Here is a 26,808-nt window from a genome sequence, read left to right on the forward strand (position 1 = left end):
ACGCTCGGCCGGGGGCTCTCAGCGGTGCCCCCGGCCGGGCGTTCACGTCCGCGAATGGCGGCGGCGGACCAGGCGGCGGGAGCGGCGCTGCGGAGGCAGCCACCGGGTGCGGAACCACATCTGCACCTGTGCCCCGCCCAGGACCGAGCGGTGGATGCGCACGTAGCCGCCGGTGGCCTCGGCGGCACGGCGGGCGATGTCCAGCCCGAGGCCGGTCGAGCCGCCCGTGCTGCGGCCGCGCTGCAGCGCGGCGTCGGGATCGGCGATCCCGGGTCCGGCGTCGGCGACGAGGATTCCGGTCACGCCCTGCCCCACGTGCAGCGTCACCGCGAAGGCCGTTCCCTCCGCGGTGTGCCGGAACACGTTGCCCAGCAGCGCGTCCACGGCGGCGGCCAGCTCGCTGGCCGGCAGCGGCAGCTCCGCGGGCCGGTTGGCACCGATCAGCTCGCAGGACCGGCCCTCGTCCTCGGCGAGCACCGACCAGAACGCCACGCGCTCGGCGAGCACCTTGGAGGCGTCGCAGCTCCCGCGCCCGGTGGGACGCCGCACGGTCCGGATGATGAGGTCCACCTCGCGTTCGAGGCGGTCCACGGCCTCCCGGGTCTGGTCGGGGACCGGACCGTCGCCCAGCGCCTCGGCGTTGAGCCGGAGGGCGGCCAGCGGCGTCCGCAGCCGATGGGACAGGTCGGCGGCCATCTCCCGTTCGGCGGCCAGCAGCTGCACCACGTGGTCGGCCATGGCGTTGAACGCCACGCCCGCCTCGACCAGCTCCGGCGGCCCGTCGGGGTCGATCCGCACACTCAGGTCGCCGTCGCCGAACGAGCCGGCCGCCTCCGCCAGCCGCCGGGTGGAACGGATCACCCGCGCGCCCAGCCGGTCGGCGACCGCGACGGAGCCCGCCACGAGCGCACCGGCGACCAACGTCATGACCACCCAGGCCTTCCAGACGCCCTGTGAGAGGTCGCCGTCCGGCACGTATACCTCGACCACCGCGGCGCGCCCGCCGTCCAGTGAGACGGGCTGTAGAAGCGCGTGGCCGCCGTCCACACCGGCGGTGTAGGAACGGCCGCGCCGGCCCGCCTCGGCCAACTGGGCGGGTTTGGCGCGCCGTCCGGTATCGCTGTCGGCCCTGGGGATGATCTGGCCGTCGGGCAGGTGCACCCGCATCCGCTGGGCGGCGCCGGCCTGGGTGCTGGCGACCGCCCGTTCGAGCGCGGCGGGGTCCTGCGTGACGACCAGGACCGGGCCCAGCGCGCTCGCCTGCCGTTCGGCGGTGGTCAGGGCCCGGTCACGGGCGATCTCCCGCACCGTGAGGCCGAGCGGGATGAGGAAGGCCAGCGCGACCATCGAGGTGACGGCGAGCGAGACCAGAACAAGCGTGCGCCTCATGATGGTCCGGGCTCGGCCAGCCTGACCCCGACGCCGCGCACGGTGTGCAGATAGCGCGGGGCCGCCGCGGTCTCACCCAGCTTGCGCCGCAGCCACGACAGGTGCACGTCGATGGTCTGGTCGTCGCCGTACGCCTGCCGCCAGACCTCGGCCAGAAGCTCGCGCCGGGCCACCACCCGGCCCGGCCGGGCGGCGAGATAGGCCAGCAGGTCGAACTCCCGCCGGGTGAGCTCCAGCGCCGTCCCGTCCAGCGTCACCTCGCGGCGGTCCAGGTCGATGCGGAGCCCGCCCACCGCCAGCTCCGCGGTGGGCCCGGTCCGTCCCGAACGGCGCAGCACCGCGGCGAGCCGGGCGCTCAGATGCTCGGCAGAGAACGGTTTGATCAAATAATCGTCGGCGCCCGCGTTCAGCAATCGCACTATCTCCGGCTCATCGTCACGCGCCGTAGCGATGATCACCGGTACATCTGTCACCCCCCGCAACATCTTGAGCACCTCGGCACCGTCCAGGTCGGGCAGTCCGAGATCGAGAATCACCACGTCGGGAGGGGCCTGCGTCACTTCGCGCAGCGCGTCCATCGCGGTCCCGACACTGCGCACCACATGGGATCGCGCACTCAGCTCCCTGATCAAGGCGGTACGGACGTTCGCGTCGTCCTCCACCACCAGCACACTCGCCATGCCCGCACCGTATGCCACCATGTGCGAATGCGTCGCACGATGTCGTATGTTGCCCCCTGGGTAGGGGTCACGGCGCTTGCCGTGACCCTCTCGTGGCTTGGTGTACGCAACGTTGTGCGCAGCGCCGTCTCCGAGAGGTCCGCGCCGCCGCCGATCGCCGGGCAGGTGATAAATGCCAGCCCGTCCACCATGCCCGGCCCCACCAGTTTGGGCACCGCCACGGCCACACCCCGTCCCTCGGGCGTTCCCAGCAAGCGGACCACTCCCCCTCCCCGCCCGGCCCCCACCCCGCAACGCTCCCAGGGACCCTCCGGGTCGGGTGGACGTGACGAGCCGCGGACGGGCAACGTGCGCAGCTACGCGACCAAGGGCGGCCGTGCCGCTCTGTCGGTGACGAGCGGCAAGGTGCGGCTGGTCTCGGCCATCTCCAACCCCGGGTACGCGACCCGCGTCACCCCGGGTGCGGACTGGCTGCGGGTGGACTTCCTCGGCGCCGACCACACCTCGTCGGTGATAGCCACCTGGTACGAGCATGACCCGGTCGTCCGCGTGTACGAGTACTAGGTGCGCAGCCCGTAGTCTGCGGCGAACGCGGCGAGCTTTTCGGCAGCCTCGCGGGTGCGCTTCCAGGGCCGGACGATGAGCCTGTCCACGCCCAGCCGTTCCCACTCGGCGACCTCGCCGGGCCCGGACAGCTCGTACGCGTGCACGGTGATCTCGAATGGCTCGTCCTCCCGCCCGGCGGCCTTGCGGAGCTCGTTCAGCCGCTCGATCTGTGGCCGGGCGCCGTCCAGGGTCTGCGGCATGCTGATCCAGCCGTCGCAGAGCGTCGCCGCGCGGCGCAGGGCGGCGCCTGACTCACCGCCCACGACGATCGGCAGGCGCGCCTGAACGGGCTTGGGCTCGAACGCGACCTCGGGGAAGTCGAAGAACTCCCCGTGGTGTTCGACGGCCGCCTCGGTCCAGAGCCGCCGGGACACCTCGATCGCCTCGTCGAGCCGCCGCCCCCTGGTCCTGAAGTCCACGCCGGCGGCGATCCACTCGCCCTCGTACCACCCCGAGCCGACACCCACGATCGCGCGTCCACCGGAGATCTGGTCGAGGGTGGCGAACGCGCGCGCCGCCACGAACGGATGCCGCAGGCCGTAGAGATAGACGGCGGTGCCGAGCCGCACGCGTTCCGTCACGGCGGCGAGCGCGCACAGGTAGGCGGGCGCGTCGAACAGCGGGGTCTCCGGCTTGATGCCCGGCTCCTGGGTGCCCGGGTACGTGGCCGTCGAGAGGTCGGTGGCGAAGACGAGGTGCTCCGGCAACCACGCCGACTCGAAGCCGAGCCGGTCGGCCTCGACCGCCAGGTCCCGCCAGATGCCGGGGTGCACGAGCCCGAGCGGTACTCCGAACTTCACTCCGCCTCCTCGTGCTTCACCGGTCCGTATCCGCCGCCGCCCGAGGTCTCCACGACCAGGGCCTCCCCGGCCGCCAGGGGCTGGCGGGTGGCCTTGGTGCCCAGCGGCTCGCGGGTGCCGTCCGCGCGTTCCCGGTAGTAGCCGCCGGCGCGGCCCGGCAGACCGCCGGCGGCGCCGGGCGGCGGCCGGAGCAGCCGGTCGCCGCGCGTGTCGACGCGGGCGTCCTCCAGCATCCGGATCACGGTGCGCGTGCCCCTTCCGCCGCGGTGGCGGCCCGCCCCGCCCGAGTCCGGGATCAGGGAGACCTCCTCCACCCGGACGGGCAGCCGTGCCTCGATCGGCTCGACCTGCGGGATGATGTTGCGGCCGCCGCCGAACAGCGCCCCGGTCGCGTCCGCGCCGTCGTGGTCCTGCCGGGCGCCCGTGCCGCCGAGGTCGAACGACATGTGCAGCCACGGCCGCCGCACGCCGCTGACGCTGAACGCCTGAAGGATCCCGGACGCCGCCACCCCGCCGCTCGGCAGCGCGCCCGTGAGGGCCGCGAAGATGGCCTCCTCGGCCGCCGCGACCGTGCCGAACCGTCCGCCGCCGGGGTACGGGGGCGTGCAGTGGACGAGCGTGCCGCGGGGCATCCGCACCTCGACGGGGGTGAAGCAGCCCTCGTTCATCGGCAGGTTCGGATCGACGAAGCAGCGCACCGCGTACATCACGCCGCCGTGGGTCTGCGAGAAGCCCGAGTTGATCGGGATCGGGACCTGCTCGTCCGTGCCGTCGAAGTCGACGACCACGCCCCCGGAGCCGTCGGCAGTGACCGCGACCCGGATGTGGTGGCCGTCGTCCAGCCGGTATTCGCCGCGGTGCGTGCCGGCGGGAAGCTGCGCCAGTCCCTCCCGCATCCGCCGCTCGGTGTGCGCGAGGTAGTCCTCGATGCCGCGTGCCAGCCCGTGCGGCGTGTGCGACTCGACGATCTCCGTGAGCCGCCGGGCCGCGACGTTCACCCCGGCGATGAGCGCCCGCAGGTCCCCGACCAGCTTGTCCGGCGTGCGGCTGTTGGCGGCCAGCACCCGCACCAGGTCGTCGACCAGGCCCGCGGCGGTGGCGATCCGCACCGGCGGCAGCTGGACGCCCTCCAGGAAGATGTCGGTCGCGTCGGAGGCCATGCCGCCCGCCGAGAGCCCCGACAGGTCGGCCACATGGATGAGCGTCCCGGTGAAGTACGCCGGACGGCCCTCCACGAAAACAGGGCGGAACACCAATAGGTCGTTGGCGTGGATGCCGCCCTGGTAGACGTCGTTCAGGACGAACACGTCCCCGTCCGCCATCGTCTCCGCCGGGTAGGCCTTGAGCACGTACGGGAGCGCGCTGCGCAGGCTGGCGCATTGGATGAGCGCCGTGGACAGCGAGTGGGCGATGAGCCGTCCCTGCGCGTCCAGGATGGCCGCTGCGGCGTCCGCTCCCTCCACGATGAACGTCGAGTACGCCGAGCGCACCACGACGATGCTCGCCTCCTCAGCGGCCACGCAGAGCGCGTTCCGCAGAATCTCAGCGGTCAGGTCGTCACTCATGAGTGCGTCCTCTCCAGCAGAATCGCGCCGCGTTCGTCCACGATCGCGCGCCAGCCCGGCGGCACCAGCAGCGAACACTGTGGCTCGGTGATGACGCAGGGCCCGGCCAGCTCCTCGCCAGAACGACAAGCCGCACGTTCCAGCACGGGCACGGGCCCGAAGGCGCCGTCCAACCAGATCTCGCGGGTGCGCGGCTGGGCGTCGGGCGCGGTGTCGGCACGCGGCAGGGGCGGCGGGTCGGAGGGGATCACGACGCGGACGCGGGCGGTGGTCAGTTCCACCGGGTCGCGCAGGTCGATGCCGTACGACTCGTGGTACCGCTTGTAGAACTCCTCGGTGGCGCGCTGCACCGTCTCCGGGGTGATCTGCCCCGGCGGCAGCTCGATCGTGAACGCGTGCGCCTGCCCGATGAAGCGGACCCCCACCGACCGGACGACCGTCGCGCCCGTCTCGATCGACAGATCGGACCGGGCCGCGCGCTCCAGATCGGTGAAGATCTCGGCTAGCTCGCCGAGCGACTCACGGCTCGCGGAACAGGACATCAGCGTGCTCGCGGGCGCGAGGAAGGTCCGTGCGCGTTCGATCGCCAGGTCGGCGTGCAGCAGGCCCACGGCCGAGCCCACCCCCGCCTGCGGCGGCACGAGCACCCGGCCGATCCCGAACCGCTCGGCCAGCCGGGCGACGTGCGTCGGAGCCGCGCCGCCCAGGGCGACGAGCGTGAACCCGCGCGGGTCGATCCCCCGCCGGACCGTGACGACGTGCACGGCCGCGCCCATCTGCGCGTTGGCGATGTCGTGGATCGCGGCCGCCGCCTCGACGACGTCCACGCCGAGTGGCCCGGCGACGTGCTCGGCGATCGCGGCCCGCGCGCGCTCGGCCGACAGCCGGAACTCCCCGAATCCGTCCGGGTCCAGGTAGCCGAGGACGAGATTCGCGTCCGTGACCGTGGGCGACTCGCCGCCACGCCCGTAGCACGCGGGTCCGGGATCGGCCCCGGCCGAGCGAGGTCCGACGCGCAACGTGCCCGCGTCCACCCAGGCGATCGAGCCGCCGCCGGAGCCGACCTCGGCCAGGTCGATCGCGGGCACCTTGATGGGCACGCCGGTGCCGGGACGGCGGCCGCCGAAGCTGCCCTTCCCGCCGACCTGGAACTCGTGGGTGATGCCGGGACGCCCGCCGCGGACGAGCCCGGCCTTGGCCGTGGTGCCGCCCATGTCGAACGAGATCAGATCGGCCAGGCCGCGGTCGGCTCCCTGGCGGGCCGCCGCGATGACCCCGGCGGCCGGGCCCGACTCGATCGTGTAGACCGCGCGGGAGGCGGCGAGCGCGGCGGGCAGGACGCCGCCCGCCGACTCCATCACATGGATCGGCGCGGTGATGCCCAGCTCGGCGAGGCCGCCGCCGAGGCGGTTGAGGTACGACGCCATGACCGGGCCCACGTAGGCGGACATCAGCGTCGTGGTGGCGCGCTCGTACTCGCCCAGCTCCGGCCAGACCGCCGCCGACTCCACGACCGGCGTTCCCGCCGGGAGCCGGGCGGCGATGATCTGCGCCAGCCGCTGTTCGTGCACAGGATTGAGATAGGAGTGCAGCAGGCAGATGGCGACCGCCGCGACGCCGAGCGCCGCGATCTCACGCGCGACCCGGTCGGCCGCCTCCTCGTGGAGGGGCCGCAGCACCTCGCCGGTGGCCCCGACGCGTTCCGGGACGGCGAAGGTGTGCGTCAGGGGCACGGGCGGGTCGGGCTGCTCGTACGCCAGGTCGTAGCGTTCCTCCTCCACTCGCGCCTGCCGCCCGAGCGCCAGCATCGAGCGGAAGCCCTCGGTGGTCACGAACGCGACCGGGACGCCGGTGCGTTCGAGGATCACGTTCGTGGCCAGCGTCGTCGCGTGCACGAACCGGCCGACCCGCGCCGGCGGCACGCCGGTCGCGCCGAGCACCTGCCGGACTCCCCTCAGCAGGCCGATCGCGGGGTCCTCCGGGGTGGTGAGCGTCTTGGCGACCTGGACGCGGCCGTCGTCGCCGGTGAGGACGACATCGGTGAACGTGCCGCCGACGTCGCTGGCCAATGTGAGCTCTGCTCTCAAAACAGTCATGGCAGTCGTACACTCCTCGGCTCGTAAGGACCGTCGAGAAGCGCGGCGCGCAGCCGTGCCCGGTGGAGCCCGTCGTCGCCCCAGGCCGGACGCAGCGCCCACACCCGGTTGAGCCACAGCTGAAGGTCGAGCTCGTCGGTGTAGCCGATCGCGCCGTGCACCTGGAGTGCGGTGCGCGCGGCCCGATGGGCGGCACGGCTCGCCGCCGTCTTGGCCGCCGACACGTCCCGTCCGGCGGTGGGCGCGCCGTGCGTCAGCGAGTACGCGGCGCGATAGACCAGCGGGGCGGCGAACTCCAGTGCGATCGCCACGTCGGCGAGCTGGTGCTTGAGCGCCTGGAACGAGCCGATGACCTTGCCGAACTGGCGCCGCTGTCCCGCGTATCCGACCGCCTCCTCGCGCAGCCGCCTGCCGAGTCCGACCAGCTGGGCCGCCGTCGCCAGTGCCGCTCGGTCGAAGGCCTCCTCGCCCCCGGGGCCGGCGTCGAGGTCCACGGTGAACAGCTTGCGGGTGGCGTCGACCGAGGCGTGCGGCGTCAGCGTCACGCCGGCACGCGGCACGACCGCCGAGCCCGCGACGAGCAGGTCCGCGACGTCGGCGTCAGGGAGGTAAGGGGTGCACGCCGGGCGTACCGACACCGTCACGGTGCCCGCGGCGATGCCCGCGAGATGCTCGGCCGGTACGAGCAGCGGCGCGGCGACGGCGGTCTCGACCAGCGGGCCGGGGACGGCGTACCAGCCGGTCTCCTCGTATGCCAGGACGGTGTCGAGCGCCGTCATCCCGAGCCCGCCGTGCTCCTCGGGTATGTGCGCACCCAGCAGCCCGACCTCGGCCAGAGCCCTCCATGCCGGTCCGGGCCGTACCGACTCCTGTTCCGGCTCCCCGGCGGCCCGTACGGTCTCGGGAGGGCAGGCCTTGTCGAGCACCTCGCGGACGGTCTCCGCGAGCAGCCGCTGGTCTTCGGTGAAAGAGAACCTCATCGGGGCAGCCCCAGGACTCGCTCGGCGATGATGTTGCGCTGGATCTCGTTCGTCCCGGCGTAGATGGGCCCGGCCAGCGCGAACAGGAACCCGTCGAGCCAGCGCCCGGCGACCGGCGCCTGCGGCCCCAGCAGTTCCAGGGCCAGTTCGTGCATCCGCAGGTCGAGCTCCGACCAGAAGACCTTCATGAGGCTGGAATCCGCGCCCAATTCGATCCCTTCGGCCAGCCGTGCGGCGGCGCGGAACGTGTGGAGCCGGTAGGCCTCGCTGTCGGTCCACGCCTCGACGGCGGCGTCCCGCAGCGTCTGGTCGTCGCTCTCGCGGGCCAGTTCGAGCAGCCGGTCCGCGGTCGCCATGAAGCGGCCCGGGCTGCGCAGCGTCAGGCCGCGTTCCGAACTGGTGGTGGCCATCGCGACCTTCCAGCCCTGGCCGAGCTCGCCGAGCACCCCGTCACCCGGCACGTACACGTCGTCAAAGAAGATCTCCGCGAAGCCGTGCTCGCCGTCGAGCTGCGCGATCGGCCGGACCGTCACACCCTCGGTCTCCAGCGGCAACATGAAGTAGGTGAGCCCCCGATGCCGCTCGGACTCCGGGTCGGTGCGGAAGAGCCCGAAGCACCAGTCGGCGTGGACGGCCCGCGAGCTCCAGGTCTTCTGCCCGTTCAGCCGCCAGCCGACGCCGTCGCCGTCCGGCCGCGCGGTCGCGCGCAGCGAGGCCAGGTCGCTGCCCGACTCCGGCTCCGACCAGGCCTGCGCCCAGACGTCGTCGGCGCGGGCCATGCGCGGCAGGTGGCGGCGCTTCTGCTCGTCGGTCCCGTACGCCATCAGCGTGGGCGCGAGCAGGAAGATGCCGTTCTGGCTCACCCTCCCGGGCGCGCCGGAGGCCCAGTACTCCTCTTCGAAGATCAGCCAGTCGATCAGGTCCGCGCCGCGGCCGCCGTACTCCTCCGGCCAGGAGACCACGGCGAGCCGGGCCTCGGCGAGCCGGTGCTCCCATTCGCGGTGCCGTTCGAAGCCCTCCGCGGTGTCCATCGAGGGCAGCGGTTCCGCGGGCGCGTTGGCGGCCAGCCAGTCGCGTACCTCGGCGCGGAACTCCTGCTGATGCGGGGTGAAGGTGAGATCCACGCGACCTCCGGATGGTAACCGAACTAGCGCTTGGTACGCTAATGCCCATGATGCTGGAGGGCAAGGTCGCGGTCATCACCGGGGCGGGCCCCGGCCTCGGGCGCACCCTCGCGGTCCTGATGGCGCGGGAGGGTGCCGACGTCGCCGTCGCGGCACGCAGCAAGGACACCCTGGAGTCGATCGCCGAGGCCGTCCGCGCGGAGGGCCGCGCCGCGCTCGCCGTCCCCACCGACGTCTCCCGGCCGGACCAGGTGCGCCGTCTCGCCGCCGCCGTGATCGAACGCTTCGGCAGGGTGGACGTGCTCGTCAACGCCGCGTTCCCCGGCACGCACCGCAAGAACGTCCTCGACATGGACGACGACTACCTGGAGCTGTGGCGCTCGGCGGTCGAGATCGCCACGTACGGCACCCTTCTGGCCTGCCGCCATCTCGCCCCGCACATGGTCGCCGCGGGCGGCGGCTCGATCGTCAACCTGACCTCGATGTCCAGCCGGATGGGGTACGCGGGCCGGTCCGACTACGCGGCGGGCAAGGCCGGGGTCCACCTGCTTTCGCACTGCCTCGCCGACGAGCTCGGCCCATCCGGCGTCCGGGTCAACTGCGTGGCGCCCGGCTGGATCGCCAGCGACGTCCTCGATGGCTGGATGCGCACCCGCGCCGAGGCCGAGGGCGTCCCGTACGAGGAGATCCTGGCACGCGACACCGCAGCGATGGCCCTGCGCCGCATCGCCTCGGAGGAGGACGTGGCACGGGCCGTCATCTTCCTCGCCTCGGACCAGGCGAAGGCCACCACCGGCGCCACCATCGACGTCAACGCCGGCCAGCACTTCACGTGAGCCGGATCACATGAACCGGACCGTCCATTCGCCTGCGGCGCGGAGGTGGACCAAGGCGGGTCCGGGCAGCTCGCCCTCGGTGTAGGTCGTGCCCATGCCGGTCAGGATCGGCTCTCCCTGGTTAAGGGCGGGTGTGAGCGTGCTGAGCGAGTAGGCACCCCGGCCCTTGTGCTCGATGGAGATCCGCCGCGGCCCGCCCTCGTACCGGAAGACGAACCAGCCACGGCCGCTGAACCGTTCGGAGACCAGGGGCACCGCGTCGGCCGGGAGCAGCCAGGCCCACCATCTGTCGGAGGTCTCGATGTGCACCCGCACCTCCCGGACCTCGCGGGGCGACAAGGGCACGACAAGGCGGGTCCGGCCCTTGTCACGGAGGAGCGCCCTGGTCCCGAACTCCTGGACCAGGTCCACGCGATGCTTGCCGTGCCCCTGAAGACGGACCACCAGCAACAGCGGGCGGTTGAGGTAGGGGCGAAGAAGCGTCACCTTCGCACCGCGCTGCCCCTCGGCACGCTGAGCCTTGTCCAGGCCCTTCGGCCACATCGTGAAGGGAGGCTCCGCCTTGGCCTTGGCGGCCTTGGCCTTGGCGGCGCCGCTCGAACGCTTGGGACCGCGATCGGGGGCGGGTCGGGGGCGTGGCGTCGTCCCCGGTCGAGGAGGCCTCCCGGTGGCGATCGGCGGCAGCCCTTCGCTCAGGCGCACCGCGTCAGCCGCGCAGACATCGACGAGACGGGCGGCACCTTCGGGCGGCGCCCAGTCGACCTGCTCGGTGGAGGGGCCGTGGCGCGCGTCGAAGAAGCACAACGGACGCCGGGGCGGCGGCGGCTCGTCGGACAGCCGCGCGTCGACGCAGGCCAGCGCGTGACGTCCTTCGTCCAGCGCACGGAGCACATCCGAGGCGTCCAGCCGGTCGCGGTCCCCCACGAAGTCCCGCTTGGCCTGCTCGTACGCGTCGAGAGCGCGTCCGTAGTCCGCCAGCAGCGCCTCGTCCGCATCCCGGTTCTCCGGGACGAACGAATGCCGCGCGAGCGCCTCACCGAACGCGGTGATCTCGGCGTCGATCTCCGCCAGCTCGTCCTCGCGGCGCCGCCGGAAGATCCGCCGCAGCCCCCTCACGCTCAGATCCGCTTGGCGGAACGGAAACTGTCGCTGTAGAGGGCCCCCTTGCGGTTGAGCACCGAGCGGCCGCCCACGTCGCCCAGGGTGGGGCCGTCGGCGGTCTTGCGGCTGGAGATGAACCGGTAGGCGCCCTGCGAGTCCTTGCCGACGAAGATCCCGACATGGTCGACGGCCTTGCCGTCGCCCTTGTCGGCGTCCCAGAAGAGCAGGTCGCCCGCCTGGAGCATGGACAGGCTCGCGGGCTTGCCGCCCTTGTTGGGGATGACGACCCGGCCCGGCGCGTACCGCTCCAGCTCGACGGCCCGGCGCGGCAGGCGCGTGCGCGTGTACTGCTTGTTCTCCAGGGGCCAGCCCATGCGGTGGCCCGCGACCATCCGGACGAAGCCCGAGCAGTCCAGCGAGCCGTACTGCGCCTTCTCCGGCTTGTCGATGCTGTTGTCGAAGTACCGCCAGGTGACGCCGAGGTAGTCGTTGAAGTCGGAGCCCTCCTGACGCTTGCCGTCGACCAGCGGCCCGTAGTGCGCGTCGCCCGCGTAGCGCAGGCCCTGGGCGTTCTTCTTGGCGGGCGCGTCGACGACGTACTGCATGGCGATCGCGAGCATGTCGGGCGACTTCGAACTGATCAGCCCTGCCAGCTCCTTGCGGAACGCCGCCTTGCGGATCTGCGCGGTGGCGAACGGGGCGCGCAGCTTGCGCACCCAGGCGTCCGTGCCGACCGTCGCCTTGGTGGTCTTCTCGCGGAACGTCCGCTTCGTTCCGTGGACGAGGGCGGTACGAGCGCCGACGGTCAGCTCGGCGACGTGCCGGCGGCGCGCGTTGTAGACGTGGTACTGACCGTCGGCCTTCGAGTAGACGAAACGGTGGCCCTTGAGGGGGTCGGCCGCACGCTGCGCGGCTTCGGCGGACGCGCCGACCGAGGTCAGGGCCGCCAGCGCGGTCACGGGAACGACGATGACGCCGAGGCGAGTCGAGGACATGACCCACTTTTCTTTTTGGTTGCCAGGGAGGTCGAACGCGCGCCAGCCTACCGATCTTGAGGTCACCTCAGCGGCATCACGAACATCGCCGTCGCCTCCACCGTGGTCCGCCCGTCCGGCCCGATGATCCGCGCGTCCACGAACGTCTTGCGCCCCTCGGTGCGGTCGACCTTGGCCTCCGCGACCAGCGGCACCCCGTGCGGCGTCGGACGCCGGTAGCGCAGGTCGAGCGTCGCGGTCATGCCCGGCGTGCCGTTCGCCGACGCCGCGACCCCGAGCAGCTGATCGAGGATCATCGCCGACACTCCTCCGTGCACGAAGCCCGGCGGGCCCTCGTACAACACGTTGAGGGTGAACTCCGCGCGCGCCGTCCCGTCCGGCTGCACCACGATCGCCACCGGAGGCGCGATCGGGTTCAGGACACCGCCGACCGGGCTGGCCAGGTGCCGCACCGTCCCGTCCTCCCCCACCCCTACGAGCGGCGGATGTTCTCGCCGCGCCGCCGAGAGCCGGGCGGTGAGCGCCGCCACCTCGTCCCGGATCGCGGCGACCTCGTCGGCCCCGACCTCGGTGTGCACCACGGCCTCGTTGAGCTCGCGGACCCGTTGGGCCAGCTCTGCCAGCGCCGCCACCTGCTCGCCGTTCAAAGACGCGCGCTCCCTTGACTCGAGCACCCGCCGCATCGCCGCCCCGGCCCCTGTCATCCAGCCTCCCGGTCCGCAGAAAAACCGAACCAAATTCTAGATCACCTCGGTGTCGATCCGGGCGGTGGCCGTTCGTGTAGAAGGCGAGAAGGGAAGGAGTGCCCAATGAAATACCTGCTCAGCGTCTATCAGCCGGAGGGCGAGGCGCCGCCCGAGGTCCTCGGCGAGGTGACGCGCAGACTCGACGCCCTCAACAAGGAGCTCCACGATGCGGGCGCCTGGGTCTTCGCCGGCGGCCTGCATCCGCCGAGCACCGCCACGGTCGTCCGCGTGAACGACGGTGACATCCTCATGACCGACGGCCCGTTCGTGGAGGGCAAGGAGTTCCTCGGCGGATTCACGATCATCGAGGCGCCCGACCTCGACGCCGCGCTCGGCTGGGGCCGCAAGCTGGCCGCGGCGACGACCCTCCCGATCGAGGTCCGCCCGTTCCAAGGCTGATGGACATCGAACGCGTCTTCCGCGAGGAGCACGGCCGCGCCGTGGCCGTCCTGGTCCGCGTCTTCGGCGACATCGACATCGCCGAAGAGGCGGTCCAGGACGCGTTCACCACCGCGGCCGAGCTCTGGCCGTCGACCGGCCTGCCGCCCAGCCCCGCCGGGTGGATCATCACGACCGCCCGCAACCGCGCCGTCGACCGCCTCCGCCGCGAGTCCGTCCGCGATGACAAGCACGCCCAGGCGGCGCTCCTGCATGCCCAGGACGACCCCGCCGAGGAGGGCCCCGTGCACGACGACCGGCTGCGCCTGATCTTCACCTGCTGCCATCCCGCTCTCGCCCTGAACACCCGCGTCGCCCTGACGCTCCGGCTGCTCGGCGGTCTCACCACGGCCGAGATCGCCCGCGCCTTCCTCGTCGCCGAGCCCACCATGGCCCAGCGCCTCGTCCGCGCCAAGGGCAAGATCCGTGCCGCCCGCATCCCGTACCGGGTGCCGCGCGACGCGGACCTCCCGGACCGGCTCAGCGCCGTCCTCGCGGTCATCTACCTGATCTTCAACGAGGGCCATCTGTCTCGCGCGGACCTCTGCAGCGAGGCCGTCCGCCTGGGTCGCCTCCTCACCGATCTCATGCCCGACGAACCTGAGGCCGCAGGCCTCCTCGCCCTCATGCTCCTCACCGAGGCGCGCCGCGCCGCCCGCACCACTCCCGAGGGCGACCTGGTCCTCCTCCCCGACCAGGACCGCACCCTCTGGGACCACGACCTCATCGCCGAAGGCCGGTCGATCGTCCGCCGCTGCCTGCGCCGCGGCCGGCCCGGCCCGTACCAGCTCCAAGCCGCGATCAACGCCGTCCACACCGACCCGCCGCCCACCGACTGGCGGCAGATCGTCCAGCTGTACGACCACCTCATGGCGATCGCTCCCACCCCGATCGCGGCCCTCAACCGCGCGATAGCGATCGCCGAACTCGACGGCCCGGAGGCGGCCCTGCCCCTGGTGGAAGCCCTCCCTCTCAACGACTACTACCTCTTCCACTCGACCCGCGCCGACCTCCTCCGCCGCATGGGGCGCACCCACGAAGCCGCAGCGGCCTATGAAGCCGCCCTGGCCCGCACCGAGAACCCCGCCGAACGCGCCTTCCTCCAACGCCGCATCGGCTAGCGGCGTCAGCCGAGGTAGGCGGCCCTCACTACCGGGTCTTCGCGGATCTGGGTGGGGGTCGCGTCGGCGATGACCTTTCCCAGGTCGAGGACGACGACGCGTTCGCAGGCCTCCATGACGAAGCCGACGTCGTGCTCGACCAGGAGGACGGTCGCGTCCAGGTCGCGGACGACGGTGGCGAAGAGGGCCGCTTGGTCGGTGTCCAGTCCTGAGGTCGGTTCGTCCAGGAGGAGGACGTCCGGGTCGTCGACGATCGCGCGGGCGAGCTCCACCATGCGGCGCCGGCCTATCGGGAGATCGGCGGCGTAGGCGGTGGAGAGGTCGGCGATGCCGCAGCGGTCGAGGACGTCGAGGGCCTTGGCGCGGCGTTCGGACTCCAGGCGGCGGCGGGTGCGCCAGCCGACCAGGTCGGCGGCCAGGCCTCCTCCGCCGCCGTGCCATTCGACGGCGGCCAGGACGTTGTCGAGGACCGTGAGGCGGCCGAAGACCTGAGGGCGCTGGAAGGTGCGGCGCAGGCCGAGGCGGGATCGTTTGACGGCGCTGGTGGTGGTGACGTCGGCGCCGTTGAGGTGGACGGAGCCGGCGGTGGGGCGGCGGAGGCCGGTGACCACGTCGAAGAGCGTGGTCTTGCCCGCGCCGTTCGGGCCGATGACGCCGCAGGTCTCCCCTTCGGGCACGGTGAAGGTCACGTCCGTGAGGGCGTGGACGCCGCCGAAGCGCACGCTGACGCCGGTGATGCCGATCACTGGTCCCCCACTCCTGCGAGTCCGAGGTAGGCGGAGGTCAGCCGCTCTTCGTCGACCTCGGAGCGCGGACCGGTCCAGGAGATCTGGCCGAGCCGCATGAACGCGACGGTGTCGGCGAGCGCGAGCACCTCGCTGGCCTTCTCCTCGACGACGAGGAGGGCGACACCGCGGTCGCGGAGCTCGCCGAAGAGCTCGAAGATCTGCTCGACGATGAGCGGTGCCAGGCCGAGGGATGGCTCGTCGGCTATCAGCACGCGCGGCGGTCTGACGAGCGCGGGAGCCAGGGCGAGGATCTGCTGCTCGCCGCCCGAGAGCGCCCCGGCCGCGACGGTGCGGCGGTCGGCCAGATGGGAGAGCCGCTCGTACACCTTCTCGCGGTCGGCGGCGGACGGCAGCCAGGTCGTGAGGTTCTCCTCGACCGTGAGGGACGGGAAGACCCCGCGCCCCTCGGGGGCGAGATAGATGCCCGCGCGGGCCCGTCTGTGCGCGGGCCAGTTCGTGATGTCCTCGCCGTCGAGCAGGACGCGGCCCGCGGTGGGGACCATCGATCCCGCGACGGCGCAGGCCGTCGACTTGCCCGCGCCGTTCGCGCCGAGGAGGGCGACGACCTTTCCGGCCGGGACCGCCAGGTCGACGCCCCGCAGGACGGTGGCGTCGCCATATCCGGCGACGATTCCCTCCAGGCGGAGGACCGCGTCGGGCTGGGCCGGTCCGGGTGAGACGGACACGACCTCGGCGCGCTTCTCGGTGCGTTTGCGGCGGCGGTAGCGGCGTTCGGCCATCTGGGCGAGCACGCCGTCGGGATGCTTGGCGAGGATCATTCCGCCGAGGCCGAAGAGGATCATCCCGACGTAGGCGGAGTCGGTGACGTTGTCCAGGACCTCGGGGAACAGGGCCATGATGAGGCCGCCCAGGACGGCGCCGCCGACGCGGCGCACGCCCTGGAGCACGACGACGGCGAGCCAGACGAAGCCGGTCAGCGCGGGCAGGTCGGTGGCGGTGATCTGGCCGTTGAACGTGGCGTACAGGACACCGCCCAGCCCGGCGATGCCGGAGGCGAGGGCGAAGAGGGTGATCTTGGCTCGGGTGGCGGAGATGCCGACCGAGAGCGCGGCGGTGGGCGCGGAGCGGACGGCGAGGATCGCGCGGCCGGACGCGGAGCGTTCCAGGTTGCGGATCAGCAGGCCGACCAGGCCGATGACGGCGAGCAAGATGACCACCCGCGCGCGGGGGTCGTTGGTGTCGGCGAAGCCCAGGGAGAACGCGGGGAGTTTCCAGCCGACGGTGCCGTTGCTGAACGCGTCGATCTGGAAGAGCACCTGGTCGGCTAGGAGCGCCAGGGCGAGGGTGGCCAGGGCCAGGACACGGCCGCCCAGGCGCAGGGCCGGAAGGGCCACGAGGACTCCGGCGGCGACCGCGGCCAGGACCCCGAGCAGGACGGCCAGGGGGAAGGGCAGGCCTTTGCTGAAGGCCAGACCGGCGGCGAGCGCGGCCAAAGCCGCGAAGCTCGCCTGCGCGAGGTTGACCATGCCGCCGATGCCGGTGACGACGACGAACGAGCAGAAGATGAGGGCGAGGACGAGGCCTTGCGCGACCAGGCCGACCCAGTAGTCATCCCCGAGGGTGAACGTCCAGATGAGGAGGGCGACGACCGAGACGGTCCAGGGCAGGACGCGGCGCCAGCGCGGCAGGTCGGCCAGGTAGTCGGGCGGCGGCGCGTCCTCGGCGATCGAACCCGCCACGCGGGCCCGGGTCCGGCCGAGAACGAGGAGGCCCCCGAAGAGCAGGATGGCGGGGATCGCCGTACGGAAGCCCGTCACCTTCTCGGCGAAGTCGGCGTAACCGGCGACGAGGTTCTGCACGACGCCCAGCGCGAGGCCCGCGACGAACGTCACCGGGATCGACTGGAGGCGCCCGAAGACGGCAGCGGTCGCGGAGGCGAAGAGCAGCACCGTGAACGCGTTGGAGTCCAATCCGAGAGCGGGCACGGCCAGTACTCCGGCCAGCCCGGCCAGGGTGGAGCTGAGCATCCAGGCCTGGGCGGACGCTGCGTCGGCGTCGATGCCGCGCAGGGTGGCCAGCCGCCGCCGGTCGACCGTGGCGCGCATGCGCAGGCCCAGCGGCGTGTGCCGCATGACCGCCCACAACACGACCGCGGCGAGCACGGCGAAGACGAACGTGGTTAGCTGGTCGGAGTCGATCGTCACGCCGCCGAACGGCTGCCAGGTCTCCACCGGTCGCGGGCCGAGCCCGCGGGCGGCCGCCCCCTCGGTGACCTTCGGCAGGTCCGCCCCGAAGGTGTCCACCAGCACGTCCACGGTCCACAGCCCCAGTGCGGGGAGTGCGATCGTCAGGCCGATGGTGGCGACGATCTGCGCGGTCTCCCCGGCGGAGGCCAGGCCGCGGAACATCAGCCGGTGCAGCGCGTACCCCAGCAGCGGGGCGACCCCGGCGACGGTGACCGGCCCGGCCAGCCACACCGGCCAGCCGAGCCCGGTCGTCAGCTCGAAGAAGACCAGCGCGGTCAGGAATCCGATCGCGCCGTGCGCGAAGTTGAAGACGCCCGTGGCGGAGTACGAGAGCGTCAGCCCGGACGCCATCAGCGCGAAGATCGCGCCGGTGACCAGGCCGCTCAGGACATAGCCGACGAGTTCGCTCACCCCTGGTGGTCCTTCTCCGCTAGAGGGTGGTGTTGTCGTAGCACTTGAGGTGCTGCGTGACGGTGAACTTGCCGCCCTCCAGCCTCACGAGGGCACCGCAGCCGTTGGACTCGGTCTTGCCCGCCGGGTACTGGATGCGGCCGAAGCCCTTGTTCTCGTACGAGAAGCCGTTGGCCGCCTTGAAGAACGAGTCGCGGGTGAGGTCCTTACCGGTCTTCTCCAGGATCTTGAGGAAGATGTCGGCGGACCAGTAGCCGGTGGCGGCGTGCTGGTCGAGCGCCGCGCCGACCTTCTGCAGGTCCGCCTTCATCTGCGCGACCTCGGGGGCGTCCGACTCGTACGGCTCGAATTGCGGCGCGGCGTAGACGCCCTCCAGCGCCTCCTTCGTCTGCGGATCGGCCAGGACCTTGGGGTCGTACGAGGTCGCGTCGGTGATGAGGCCCTTGTAGCCCGCCCGCTTCAGCGCCGCGTAGAGCCCGGAGTTGAACTTGCCGCCGGCCATGACCGACACCACCACGTCGGGAGCCTTGCCGCCGGCGCTCTTCATGATCTTGTTGACGTACGGCGACCAGTCCTGCGGCGGCGCCTGCGCGGGCAGCGCGGCCGACGAGCCGGCGATCTCGAAGCCCGAGGCGCTGAACGACTTGGAGATCGTCATGATGCCGTACTTGCTGGCCGTGGAGTCGGTGGCCTGCACCCAGACCTTCTTGCCCTTGGATCCGCCGAGCTGCGCGGCGACCTGGTTGCCCCACCACGTCTGCGTCTTCTCGCCCGGCTTGGGCGCGAGGCAGCCGTTGAAACCGAACGCGCTCTCCTTGCCGCACCAGAACGGACCGGTCGCCCAGCCGAACCACGGCACCTTTTGCTGCTCCAGGAACTCCGCCCCGCCGAACTGCGGCGCGCTGACCGGCAGGACGGCGAACACCTTCTCCTTCTGGACCAGCTTCTTGGCGGCCGCGGCACCCTTGTCCGGCGTCATCGTGTCGTCCTCGACCCCGACGAACTCGATCTTGCGGCCGTGCACGCCGCCCGCCGCGTTGGCCCGTTCGAACCGGGCCTTGGCGCCGAGCTCGGCACCGCCCGTCGAGTAGCCGGTCGCGCTGGTCTTGGTGAGCACGCCGCCGACCTTGACCGCCGAATCGGTGACCCCGGCCGAGCCCGATCCCGACGAGGACTCGTTGCTGGTGGCGCATCCGGCCAGCAGTACGGCGGACGCCGCCACCGCCGCCGTCCGAAGTGTCGCCGAGGTCGTGAGAACCGATGTCTTCATGTCGCGCCTCCGGGGGGTGACAGGCACACGGACGAGCCGACGGCACCAACGTGACCTAGCGCTCGTTTGGGCGTGAGCGTAAGTTCGACCCGGAGAGCGTGTCAACGATCTCGACCAAGCAAGTGCTTGGTGTTAGCGTGACCCTGGCCGCGCTTCCGGCGGCGCGACACGGAAGGTGAGACGACTTGACGAGCACTGTGATGCGCGCGGCGCTTCTCCGGAGGTTCGGCGCCCCGATGGAGTTGGCCGAGGTGACGGTCGAGGACCCCAAGGCCGGCGAGGTGCTGGTCAAGGTGGCGGCCTCGGGCGTCTGCGGCTCCGACATCAAGGCCATCGACGGCAAGAGCCCCGTCGTGTCGCATCTGCCGTGCGTGCTCGGGCACGAGAGCGCGGGCGTCGTGGAACGGGTCGGGCCGGGCGTGACCGCCGTGAAGCCCGGCGACCATGTGATCGTCGCAATGAACGGGCCGTGTGGCCGGTGCCGCAACTGTGCCCGCGGCAACGCGCACCTGTGCAGCGGCAAGAGCCGGATGTCCGCGATCATGGGCCTGATGGGCGACGGCACCACCCGCCTTTCAGCCGGCGACGAGGTGGTCCGCCCCTACATCGGCATCGGCTCGTTCGCCGAGAAGGTCGTCGTCGCCGAGGCCATGTGCGTCAAGGTCGCCAAGGACGCGCCGCTCGACCTGCTCGCCCTCACCGCCTGCGGAGTGGTGACCGGCGTGGGCGCCGTCCTCAACACGGCCCGCGTCGAGCCCGGTTCGTCCGTGCTGGTGGTGGGCGCCGGCGGCGTCGGCCTGAACGTGATCCAGGGCGCCGTGCTCGCCGGGGCGACCACGATCATCGCCGCCGACGTCGTCGAGTCCAAGCTGACGCTGGCGCAGGAGTTCGGCGCGACACACACCCTCCTGTCCGACGACCTTCCCAAGCAGGTGGGTGAGATCGTCCGTGGCGGCGCCGACTACGCGTTCGACGTCACGGGCATCGCCGAGGTGCTGACCAAGGCGTTCGCCGCGACCCAGCCCGGCGGCACCACCGTCATGGTCGGCAGCCCGGCCGCCGGGAAGAACCTGGAGATCCCGCCCGGTCAGCTCTTCGGCTCCCGCCGCCTCATGGGCACCCAGGGCGGCGACGCCACCCCCGCCCGCGACCTGCCGCTGCTCGTGGACCTCTACCGGCGCGGCCGCCTCAACCTCGAAGGCCTGGTGAGCGAACGCGTCCCCCTCGACGCCGTCAACGACGCCGTCGCGCACGTCCGCTCGGGCGCCGTCGCCCGCTCGGTCATCGTCTTCGACTGACCGCCCTCAGCTACGCGTCAACGGGCCTGTGAGCGTGTAGGTCTCGCCCTTCTCGGTCCCGGAGTAGCTGAAGAAGAGGGTGCCCCCATCCTGGAGTGTGAGGGTCACGGCGCCGGTGTTGATGCAGCGCTCCGCGCCCGTGGTGATCACTTCGCGCAGGGTCAGGACGGTGGGGGTGAATCCGCTCAGCGAGAGCTCGCCCGAGCATCGCTCGTTCGGATAACTGACCTGCCCGCGGCTCCCGCCCTTCGGCAGGACGACGACGGCGGGCAGTATCTTCTTGTCGCTCTGCTGCAATCTGCCCGACCAGTTCCCGGCGAACGCGTCGGGGAAGCTGGCAGCCGGGGTGGACGGAGGGCTGGACGTCGACTTCGTGGAATCCCCATTCGGCGTGCCGCCACCACGTCCCAGGCCGTCGAACGCGAGCACGCCGGCCACGACGGCCGCCGCGACTGCGATCACCGCACCGGACACGGCGACGGCAGCGGAGATCCGCCGCGGCTTGCGAGGCGCAGAGACCCGCTCCGTGTCCCGTGACGTTTCCTGCGCCAGCGGAGGCGGAGGCGGCAACGGGCTGGTGGTGCCCGATTCGACCTGGCCGAGCAACCGGCGCAGCACCTCGCCGGACCCCGGCCGGGCCGCCGGATCCTTGGCCAGGCAGGCGGCCACGATCTCGCGCAGGGGGCCGGTCAGCGCGCCGAGATCCGGCTCCTCGTGCAGGACGCGGTGCAGCACGGCGTGCATCGAGTCGGCCCCGAACGGCGGCCGCCCGCACGACGCGAACACCATCGTCCCCGCCCACGCGAACACGTCGGCGGCCGGTCCGGCCCGCTCCCCCGTGACCTGTTCGGGCGCCATGTAGGACGGCGTGCCCAGCGGCCCGCTCGCGGTGATCGACGTCCCGTCGGACGCGCGGGCGATGCCGAAGTCGATCACGCGCGGCCCGTCCGGTCCCAGCAGCACGTTGTGCGGCTTGAAGTCGCGGTGCACGACGCCCGCCTGGTGGATCGCCACCAGCGCCGTCGCCGTCCCGACCGCGAGGCGTTCCAGTTCCCCGCCGTCCCGCGCGCCCTCGGCCGCGACCACGCGCCGCAGCGAGAGGCCGTCCACGTACTCGCTCACGATGTACGGCTGGTCGCCCGCGACGTCGGCGTCCAGCACCGAGGCCGTGCAGAATCGCGCCACGCGCCGGGCCGTCTCGGCCTCGCGCATGAAGCGCGCCCGGGCCTCGGAGTTCGCACCCAGGTGGCCGCGCAGCAGCTTGACCGCCACCTGGCGGCCGCCCGGCGCCTCGGCCAGGTAGACGACGCCCTGCCCGCCCTCGCCCAGCCTGCCGGAGAGCCGGTACGGCCCGAGGCTCACCGGGTCGTCAGAGCGCATCTCCTCGACCATGGGCATGGCTTCGCCCCCTTCCGCTGACAGTGAGACGCCACGCACGGTCGTCCAGTTCAAGTAGATTTCAGACATTCTCACGGAGGAGCGAGAGGACTGTCCCGTGACCGAACAACCACCGCCACACCCCTCGCCCTACGGGCAGCCGCCCTCCGACTCCCCGCCGCCCGGGTACGGGCAGGTGCCGCAGTACGGACAGCCTCCGGGCTACGGACCGCCCGGGGACGGGCCCCCGCCGGGAGGCGGACCGCCGTCCGGCGGACCGTACGACCCGCAGTGGGGGTACGGGCCTCCCGGAGTACCGCAGGGGCCGCGCGTCCAGCCGAGCGGCGACGACAGCACCTGGGCGATCATGAGCTATGTCGGGACGATCCTTGTCGGTTTCCTGGCCCCGCTGATCATCTACTTCGTCAAGCGCAAGCACTCCGCGCTGGTCAGGTTCCATGCCGCCCAGGCGCTGAACTACCAGATCACCGCACTGATCCAGATGGTGGTGCCGCTGGTGGTCGCGATCCCGATCGCGATCGTCACCGACCAGCCGCTCTGGCTGCTGATCGCGGCACCCTTCTACGCCTTCCACGTGTTCGCGCAGTACGTGGTGCTGATCATGGGTGCGGTCAAGGCGGGCAAGGGCCTTTATTACCAGTTCCCGACCTGGCTCTGCTTCCGCATGGTCCGCTAGTCACGCAGGTGGGTCGTCGCGTACTCGTCCAGCACCGGCAGCACCTCGTCGCGGCCCCCGGCCGGCACGCGCAACACGACCTCCTCAACGCCCAGGGACGCGTAGTAGCCGAGCTTCTCCGGCGTCGGCAGCGTCCCGAACGGGATGACCGGCACGGGCTCGCGGCCCGCCTCCTCGCACGCGGCGCGCAGCGCGGGCAGAGCCTCGCGGATGCCCGCGCCGCCGATCGGCATCCACCCGTCGCCGTACTCGGCGATGTGCGAGAAGAGGAGGGGGCCGGGAGCGCCGCCCAGCAGGACGGGGACGTGCCCGGCCGGCTTGGGCCACGACCAGCTCGGCTGGAACGACACGTGCTCCCCCTTGAAGGACGCCTCCTCCTTCGTCCACAGCTCGCGCATGGCCAGCACGTGCTCGCGGGCGATGCCGCGCCGCTGCTTCCAGGGCACGTCGTGGTCGGCCGCCTCCTCGCGGTTCCACCCGTACCCGATGCCGAGAACGAACCGCCCGCCCGAGATCTGGTCGAGCGTGGCGACGGCCTTGGCGGTGACGATCGGCTCGCGCTGGGCGGGCAGGCAGACGCCCGTCCCGAGCCGGATCCGCTCGGTCACCGCCGCTGCGGCGGCCAGAGCCACGAACGGGTCGAGCGTGCGCGCGTACTCCTCGGGCAGGGTGTCGACGCCCGTGGGCGGCGGGGTGTCCCGCGAGACCGGGATGTGGGTGTGCTCGGGGATGTAGAACGAGACGAAGCCCCGGCTCTCGGCCTCCCGGGCCAGCTCGTGCGGCGCCATCGTCCGGTCGGTGGCGAACATCGTGATCCCTAGCCGCATCCCATGCCTCTCCCTCGTACGCGACATCCGTCACATGCTTTGTACTCGACCAAGCGATTGCTCGGCTAGTGCGAATTGATGTAGCGTGCGCTTGTTCGGTCCAACCGCCATGGAGGGGTGCCCATGCCATTTGCTGAGCTGGGTGATGTCCGTCTGTTCTACACCGACGACGCCCCCTCCGCAGCAGCTGGTCCCACGCGGGCGGGCGGCCTCCCGCTCCTCCTCGTCCACGGGTACGCCGCCGACTCCCAGGACTGGGCCTGGCACATCGCCGGCCTGACCGCCGCCGGTCACCGGGTCATCGCACCCGACCTGCGCGGCCACGGGCACTCCTCCGCACCGGAGACCGGCTATCGCCCGCAGGAGCTCGCCGCCGACCTCGCCCGTCTCCTGGACCGTCTCGGCGTCGACCAGGTGATCGCCATCGGGCACTCGATGGGCGCGATGGTGGCGAGCGCGCTGGCCGTGGAGCACCCCGGCCGGGTGCGGTCGCTCGTGTGCGTCGACCCCGCGTACGGGCAGCCCCCCGAGATCGCGCAGTTCCTCCCCGGCATGGTGGAGGCCCTCCGCAAGGATCCGGTCGCGACGGTCCTCGGCATGGAGCCGGTCCTCTACACCGCCGCCACCCCCCGGCACCTGCGGACCGCGCACGCCCGCAAGATCCAGGCCACCCCGGAGCACGTGCTCGCACAGGCGTTCCCGGCGATGTTCACCGACGAGGGCCACTGGGGCACCCGCCCGGCGTCCGAGGCTTACCTCACCCGCCGCGACTGCCCCGTCCTGACCTGCTGGGCGAGCCCGGCGTCGGCCGCCTGGGAGACCGAACTGTTCAAGCATCCCGCGTCCCGTGCCATCGCCTGGCCCGGGGCCGGGCACCGGCTGCACGAAGAGCGGCCGGCCGAATTCCTGCTCGTCGTCAAGAACCGGCTCGAGGAACTCGAGAAGCTCGACAAGGAGAAGCCCGCGTCACCATCCCAGCCCTGACCATCCGAGTTGCGGTCAAGCCGAGTCGCAGCTCTCCTCCGTCACTGGATGTGACGGCGAAGTCCGCATCTACCGAAGGGAGACCCTTGCGGTACGGGCACGATGACAAGTACCCACGCCATGCCATAGAGCACGGCGACGTCATAAGCGTTCAACGCCCCAACCGTCTCCCCCGGATGGCTCCGGCTTCGTGCCTTAAGGCTCACGCAGCTGACAAACGAAGTCTGATGATCGAATTCGCGAGCCGCAGGAAAAGTGTTCGATTGGAGATAGCAGCGTGAAGTTTTCGATCTTTCTGAATCCACAGATTCCGGGAAGTGGGTGGGCCGCCGAGGAGAACGCCAAGGCCAAGCGGCCGATCGGACGCGACGTCGAGTCGTACCAGAAGCTGCTCCACGAGGTCCGCGAGATCGCCGTGCACGCCGATCAGGTCGGCTTCGACGCGCTCATGATGACCGAGCACCACTTCCACTCCGAGGGCTTTGAGTTCTCGGTCAACCCGCTGATGTTCCTCACCGACCTGGCGGCCCGCACCGAGCGGATCCTGCTCGCCCCGCTGGGGATCGTGCTGCCCGCCTGGGACCCGATCCGGGCGGCCGAGGACGTCGCGCTGCTGGACCACTTCTCCAAGGGCCGGCTGCGGCTGGGTGTGGCCCGCGGCTACCAGAACCGGTGGATGAACGTGCTCGGCCAGCGCTGGCACGCGGCGGCGGCCCGTTCGGACGGCTCCAAGTCGGACACGCGCAACTTCGACGTGTTCGGCGAGGTCCTCAAGATCATGAAGATGGCGTGGGAGCAGGACACCGTCCGCTACAAGAGCGACGTGCTGGACTACGAGATCCCCGCCCCGTTCAGCGGCATCGAGGGCTGGCCCGCCCAGGAGTGGACCAAGACCTTCGGCGCGCCCGGCGAGATCGACGACGACGGCGTGATCCAGTCGGTGTCGATCTGCCCCAAGCCGTACCAGTACCCGCACCCCGAACTGTGGCAGCCGTTCACCGTCTCGGACCGCTCGGTCATCCGCGCCGCGCAAGAAGGCATCATGCCGTGGATGTTCACCCCGAACCCCGACGACCACGCGGCCAAGGCCAAGCTCTACCAGGAGGAGTGCGCGCGGCAGGGCAAGGAGTACAAGCTCGGCGAGCACACCGGCATCCTCAAGATCGTGGGTATGGCGGACACCCGCGAGGAGGCCATCGCCACCTACGGCAAGGGCATGCAGAAGGACTTCGCCTCGTTCTTCGGCCCCTTCGGCTACCTGGAGGTGCTGCGCAAGAAGGAGGACGACAGCCACAAGCCCATCTCCCCGGAGAAGGGCGACTTCAAGCGCATGAACGAGGTGGAGATGGCCCTCCTCGGCACCCCGGACGATGTCAAGCGCGGCATCCAGCGCATGCTCGACCGCATGCCCGACCTGGAGTGGTTCGGCCTGTTCATGCAGGGCCAGCAGGGCGTGCTGCCGCTCGACACGGTCAAGCGCAACCTGGAGATGTTCGCCACCAAGGTCATCCCCGAGTTCCAGGACTGACACCATGGAGTTCTGGCTTGGCGCCGCGTTCGTCGAGACGGGCGAGTTCCTCGGGCTCGCCCGTGCGGCGGACCGCCTCGGATACGACACGGTCGCGATCTCGGATCACATCTTCTACACCGACTACGACGCGTCCTACCCCTACTCCGACACGGGCGCGCCGCCGTACAAGCCCGACACCCACTGGCCGGACGTGTGGGTGACGATCGGGGCGATGGCGGCGGTCACCGAACGGGTGCGGTTCGCGACCAACGTCTACATCCCGCCCGCCCGCGATCTGTTCACGGTCGCCAAGGCCGTCTCCACGGCCGCGGCGCTGTCGGGCGACCGGGCGATCTTCGGTGTGGGCGTGGGCTGGTGCAAGGACGAGTTCCTGCAGACGGGCCAGGACTTCCACACCCGGGGCAAGCGGCTGGACGAGATGATCCCCGCCCTGCGCACGCTCTGGCAGGGCGGGATGGTCGAGCACCACGGCACGTTCTACGACTTCGGCCCGCTCAGCATCGCGCCCGTTCCGTCCAAGCCCGTCCCGGTCTACATCGGCGGGGACAGCGACGCCGCGCTGCGCAGGGCGGCCCGCGTCGGCGACGGCTGGATCGGCAACCGCATCTACTCCGAGGACCAGCTTGAGGACCTGCTCGACCGCCTCAGCGGTTTCCTCGCCGACCACGGCCGCACTCTCGACGACCTGGACGTGATCGCACCCATCGGCGCGATGCCCTCGGCCGACCTCTACAAGAAGTGGGCCGACCGCGGGGTGAACGGCACGATGGCCGCCCCGTGGTGGCTGGCGTCCGGGGACGACAAGGCGAAGCACGGCGAGGGCCTGGAGCTCAAGGTCGCCACCATGGAACGCTTCGCCGACGAGGTCATCGCCAAGATGTGATCGCCGAGATGTGATCGGCGTGCGGCGCGGCGGAGGCTCGCGTGCCCGTTCAGGGTAG

General features: G+C 71.5%; 24 protein-coding genes. 9 read left to right on the forward strand and 15 right to left on the reverse strand.

Annotated elements, in window-relative coordinates:
• Positions 1-42: 42 nt before the first annotated feature.
• Positions 43-1,389, reverse strand: coding sequence for a histidine kinase dimerization/phospho-acceptor domain-containing protein (locus tag F8566_RS40095; RefSeq protein ID WP_151567852.1), 1,347 nt, complete (start codon positions 1,387-1,389; stop codon positions 43-45).
• Positions 1,386-2,069 carry a response regulator transcription factor gene (locus tag F8566_RS40100; RefSeq protein WP_192810099.1) on the reverse strand — a complete coding sequence of 228 codons (684 nt, stop codon included), beginning with the start codon at positions 2,067-2,069 and terminating at the stop codon, positions 1,386-1,388. Before F8566_RS40100 ends, F8566_RS40095 begins: the two co-directional genes overlap by 4 nt.
• Before the next feature lie 348 nt (positions 2,070-2,417).
• On the opposite strand from F8566_RS40100, the gene F8566_RS40105 reads away from it, so the two are divergent.
• A complete protein-coding gene (locus F8566_RS40105) occupies positions 2,418-2,633 on the forward strand; it encodes a hypothetical protein (protein ID WP_151567854.1) in 216 nt (71 codons plus the stop codon).
• Here F8566_RS40105 and F8566_RS40110 read toward each other — a convergent pair.
• The 5 genes from F8566_RS40110 to F8566_RS40130 are packed head-to-tail and all read right to left on the reverse strand — an operon-like array spanning position 2,630 to position 9,240.
• Positions 2,630-3,475, reverse strand: a complete 846-nt coding sequence (locus F8566_RS40110) for a TIGR03619 family F420-dependent LLM class oxidoreductase (protein ID WP_151567857.1) — start codon at positions 3,473-3,475, stop codon at positions 2,630-2,632. The two genes, F8566_RS40105 and F8566_RS40110, sit on opposite strands and share 4 nt — an antisense overlap.
• The gene (locus F8566_RS40115; RefSeq protein WP_151567860.1) at positions 3,472-5,040 is read right to left on the reverse strand and encodes a hydantoinase B/oxoprolinase family protein; all 1,569 of its coding nucleotides are present in this window, start codon (positions 5,038-5,040) and stop codon (positions 3,472-3,474) included. Before F8566_RS40115 ends, F8566_RS40110 begins: the two co-directional genes overlap by 4 nt.
• Positions 5,037-7,136 (reverse strand): hydantoinase/oxoprolinase family protein, encoded by a 2,100-nt coding sequence (locus F8566_RS40120; protein ID WP_151567862.1) that lies wholly within the window; start codon positions 7,134-7,136, stop codon positions 5,037-5,039. Before F8566_RS40120 ends, F8566_RS40115 begins: the two co-directional genes overlap by 4 nt.
• Positions 7,133-8,116, reverse strand: coding sequence for an acyl-CoA dehydrogenase family protein (locus tag F8566_RS40125; RefSeq protein WP_151567865.1), 984 nt, complete (start codon positions 8,114-8,116; stop codon positions 7,133-7,135). The genes F8566_RS40120 and F8566_RS40125 overlap by 4 nt, the downstream gene beginning before the upstream one ends.
• The gene (locus F8566_RS40130; protein WP_151567867.1) at positions 8,113-9,240 is read right to left on the reverse strand and encodes an acyl-CoA dehydrogenase family protein; all 1,128 of its coding nucleotides are present in this window, start codon (positions 9,238-9,240) and stop codon (positions 8,113-8,115) included. Before F8566_RS40130 ends, F8566_RS40125 begins: the two co-directional genes overlap by 4 nt.
• Before the next feature lie 47 nt (positions 9,241-9,287).
• Between F8566_RS40130 and F8566_RS40135 the strand changes: the two genes are divergently transcribed.
• A complete protein-coding gene (locus F8566_RS40135) occupies positions 9,288-10,076 on the forward strand; it encodes an SDR family oxidoreductase (protein ID WP_192810100.1) in 789 nt (262 codons plus the stop codon).
• 6 nt (positions 10,077-10,082) lie between these two features.
• Here F8566_RS40135 and F8566_RS40140 read toward each other — a convergent pair whose 3' ends face one another.
• From F8566_RS40140 to F8566_RS40150, 3 genes are all read right to left on the reverse strand, one after another.
• Positions 10,083-11,192 (reverse strand): hypothetical protein, encoded by a 1,110-nt coding sequence (locus tag F8566_RS40140; protein ID WP_151567872.1) that lies wholly within the window; start codon positions 11,190-11,192, stop codon positions 10,083-10,085.
• A 2-nt stretch (positions 11,193-11,194) separates the two neighbouring features.
• Positions 11,195-12,172 (reverse strand): NlpC/P60 family protein, encoded by a 978-nt coding sequence (locus tag F8566_RS40145; RefSeq protein ID WP_151567875.1) that lies wholly within the window; start codon positions 12,170-12,172, stop codon positions 11,195-11,197.
• Positions 12,173-12,234: 62 nt separating this feature from the next.
• The gene (locus tag F8566_RS40150; protein WP_151567889.1) at positions 12,235-12,876 is read right to left on the reverse strand and encodes a PaaI family thioesterase; all 642 of its coding nucleotides are present in this window, start codon (positions 12,874-12,876) and stop codon (positions 12,235-12,237) included.
• Between the two features lie 105 nt (positions 12,877-12,981).
• Between F8566_RS40150 and F8566_RS40155 the strand changes: the two genes are divergently transcribed.
• Positions 12,982-13,317: a YciI family protein gene (locus tag F8566_RS40155; protein ID WP_151567891.1), complete on the forward strand. Its 336-nt coding sequence runs from the start codon at positions 12,982-12,984 to the stop codon at positions 13,315-13,317.
• A complete protein-coding gene (locus F8566_RS40160) occupies positions 13,317-14,477 on the forward strand; it encodes an RNA polymerase sigma factor (protein ID WP_151567893.1) in 1,161 nt (386 codons plus the stop codon). The genes F8566_RS40155 and F8566_RS40160 overlap by 1 nt, the downstream gene beginning before the upstream one ends.
• 5 nt (positions 14,478-14,482) lie before the next feature.
• Here F8566_RS40160 and F8566_RS40165 read toward each other — a convergent pair whose 3' ends face one another.
• From F8566_RS40165 to F8566_RS40175, 3 genes are read right to left on the reverse strand one after another with little or no spacing between them, the layout of a single operon-like run.
• Positions 14,483-15,223 (reverse strand): ABC transporter ATP-binding protein, encoded by a 741-nt coding sequence (locus F8566_RS40165; RefSeq protein ID WP_151567895.1) that lies wholly within the window; start codon positions 15,221-15,223, stop codon positions 14,483-14,485.
• A complete protein-coding gene (locus F8566_RS40170; protein WP_151567897.1) occupies positions 15,220-17,883 on the reverse strand; it encodes an ABC transporter permease subunit in 2,664 nt (887 codons plus the stop codon). Before F8566_RS40170 ends, F8566_RS40165 begins: the two co-directional genes overlap by 4 nt.
• 19 nt (positions 17,884-17,902) lie before the next feature.
• Positions 17,903-19,153 carry an ABC transporter substrate-binding protein gene (locus F8566_RS40175; protein ID WP_151567899.1) on the reverse strand — a complete coding sequence of 417 codons (1,251 nt, stop codon included), beginning with the start codon at positions 19,151-19,153 and terminating at the stop codon, positions 17,903-17,905.
• 200 nt (positions 19,154-19,353) lie between these two features.
• Between F8566_RS40175 and F8566_RS40180 the strand changes: the two genes are divergently transcribed.
• Positions 19,354-20,451, forward strand: a complete 1,098-nt coding sequence (locus tag F8566_RS40180) for an alcohol dehydrogenase catalytic domain-containing protein (protein ID WP_151568139.1) — start codon at positions 19,354-19,356, stop codon at positions 20,449-20,451.
• 6 nt (positions 20,452-20,457) lie between these two features.
• On the opposite strand, the gene F8566_RS51885 is transcribed toward F8566_RS40180, so the two are convergent.
• Positions 20,458-21,849: a serine/threonine-protein kinase gene (locus F8566_RS51885; RefSeq protein WP_225993944.1), complete on the reverse strand. Its 1,392-nt coding sequence runs from the start codon at positions 21,847-21,849 to the stop codon at positions 20,458-20,460.
• 97 nt (positions 21,850-21,946) lie between these two features.
• On the opposite strand from F8566_RS51885, the gene F8566_RS40190 reads away from it, so the two are divergent.
• Complete coding sequence (locus F8566_RS40190) at positions 21,947-22,525, forward strand: DUF4870 domain-containing protein (protein ID WP_225993945.1); 579 nt, start codon at positions 21,947-21,949, stop codon at positions 22,523-22,525.
• Here F8566_RS40190 and F8566_RS40195 read toward each other — a convergent pair.
• Positions 22,522-23,352: an LLM class F420-dependent oxidoreductase gene (locus F8566_RS40195; protein WP_151567901.1), complete on the reverse strand. Its 831-nt coding sequence runs from the start codon at positions 23,350-23,352 to the stop codon at positions 22,522-22,524. The two genes, F8566_RS40190 and F8566_RS40195, sit on opposite strands and share 4 nt — an antisense overlap.
• Positions 23,353-23,475: 123 nt before the next feature.
• Between F8566_RS40195 and F8566_RS40200 the strand changes: the two genes are divergently transcribed.
• The 3 genes from F8566_RS40200 (at position 23,476) to F8566_RS40210 (ending at position 26,750) form a co-directional block, all read left to right on the forward strand.
• On the forward strand, positions 23,476-24,336 hold the full coding sequence (locus tag F8566_RS40200) for an alpha/beta fold hydrolase (protein WP_151567903.1): 861 nt from the start codon (positions 23,476-23,478) through the stop codon (positions 24,334-24,336).
• A 277-nt stretch (positions 24,337-24,613) separates the two neighbouring features.
• A complete protein-coding gene (locus F8566_RS40205) occupies positions 24,614-25,864 on the forward strand; it encodes an LLM class flavin-dependent oxidoreductase (protein WP_151567905.1) in 1,251 nt (416 codons plus the stop codon).
• 4 nt (positions 25,865-25,868) lie between these two features.
• Positions 25,869-26,750 (forward strand): TIGR03619 family F420-dependent LLM class oxidoreductase, encoded by an 882-nt coding sequence (locus F8566_RS40210; RefSeq protein WP_151567907.1) that lies wholly within the window; start codon positions 25,869-25,871, stop codon positions 26,748-26,750.
• The last annotated feature ends 58 nt before the right edge of the window (positions 26,751-26,808 follow it).

It is taken from the genome of Actinomadura rudentiformis, from assembly GCF_008923185.1.
Lineage (GTDB): Bacteria > Actinomycetota > Actinomycetes > Streptosporangiales > Streptosporangiaceae > Spirillospora > Spirillospora rudentiformis.

Excerpts from the sequence above, each read along its gene's own strand:
- F8566_RS40095 (WP_151567852.1), bottom strand. The coding sequence starts at position 1,389 with ATGAGGCGCACGCTTGTTCTGGTCTCGCTCGCCGTCACCTCGATGGTC.
- F8566_RS40100 (WP_192810099.1), bottom strand. The coding sequence starts at position 2,069 with ATGGCGAGTGTGCTGGTGGTGGAGGACGACGCGAACGTCCGTACCGCC.
- F8566_RS40115 (WP_151567860.1), bottom strand. The coding sequence starts at position 5,040 with ATGAGTGACGACCTGACCGCTGAGATTCTGCGGAACGCGCTCTGCGTG.
- F8566_RS40120 (WP_151567862.1), bottom strand. The coding sequence starts at position 7,136 with ATGACTGTTTTGAGAGCAGAGCTCACATTGGCCAGCGACGTCGGCGGC.
- F8566_RS40125 (WP_151567865.1), bottom strand. The coding sequence starts at position 8,116 with ATGAGGTTCTCTTTCACCGAAGACCAGCGGCTGCTCGCGGAGACCGTC.
- F8566_RS40135 (WP_192810100.1), top strand. The coding sequence starts at position 9,288 with ATGATGCTGGAGGGCAAGGTCGCGGTCATCACCGGGGCGGGCCCCGGC.
- F8566_RS40145 (WP_151567875.1), bottom strand. The coding sequence starts at position 12,172 with ATGTCCTCGACTCGCCTCGGCGTCATCGTCGTTCCCGTGACCGCGCTG.
- F8566_RS40150 (WP_151567889.1), bottom strand. The coding sequence starts at position 12,876 with ATGACAGGGGCCGGGGCGGCGATGCGGCGGGTGCTCGAGTCAAGGGAG.
- F8566_RS40155 (WP_151567891.1), top strand. The coding sequence starts at position 12,982 with ATGAAATACCTGCTCAGCGTCTATCAGCCGGAGGGCGAGGCGCCGCCC.
- F8566_RS40160 (WP_151567893.1), top strand. The coding sequence starts at position 13,317 with ATGGACATCGAACGCGTCTTCCGCGAGGAGCACGGCCGCGCCGTGGCC.
- F8566_RS40175 (WP_151567899.1), bottom strand. The coding sequence starts at position 19,153 with ATGAAGACATCGGTTCTCACGACCTCGGCGACACTTCGGACGGCGGCG.
- F8566_RS40180 (WP_151568139.1), top strand. The coding sequence starts at position 19,354 with ATGCGCGCGGCGCTTCTCCGGAGGTTCGGCGCCCCGATGGAGTTGGCC.
- F8566_RS51885 (WP_225993944.1), bottom strand. The coding sequence starts at position 21,849 with ATGCCCATGGTCGAGGAGATGCGCTCTGACGACCCGGTGAGCCTCGGG.
- F8566_RS40195 (WP_151567901.1), bottom strand. The coding sequence starts at position 23,352 with ATGCGGCTAGGGATCACGATGTTCGCCACCGACCGGACGATGGCGCCG.
- F8566_RS40200 (WP_151567903.1), top strand. The coding sequence starts at position 23,476 with ATGCCATTTGCTGAGCTGGGTGATGTCCGTCTGTTCTACACCGACGAC.
- F8566_RS40210 (WP_151567907.1), top strand. The coding sequence starts at position 25,869 with ATGGAGTTCTGGCTTGGCGCCGCGTTCGTCGAGACGGGCGAGTTCCTC.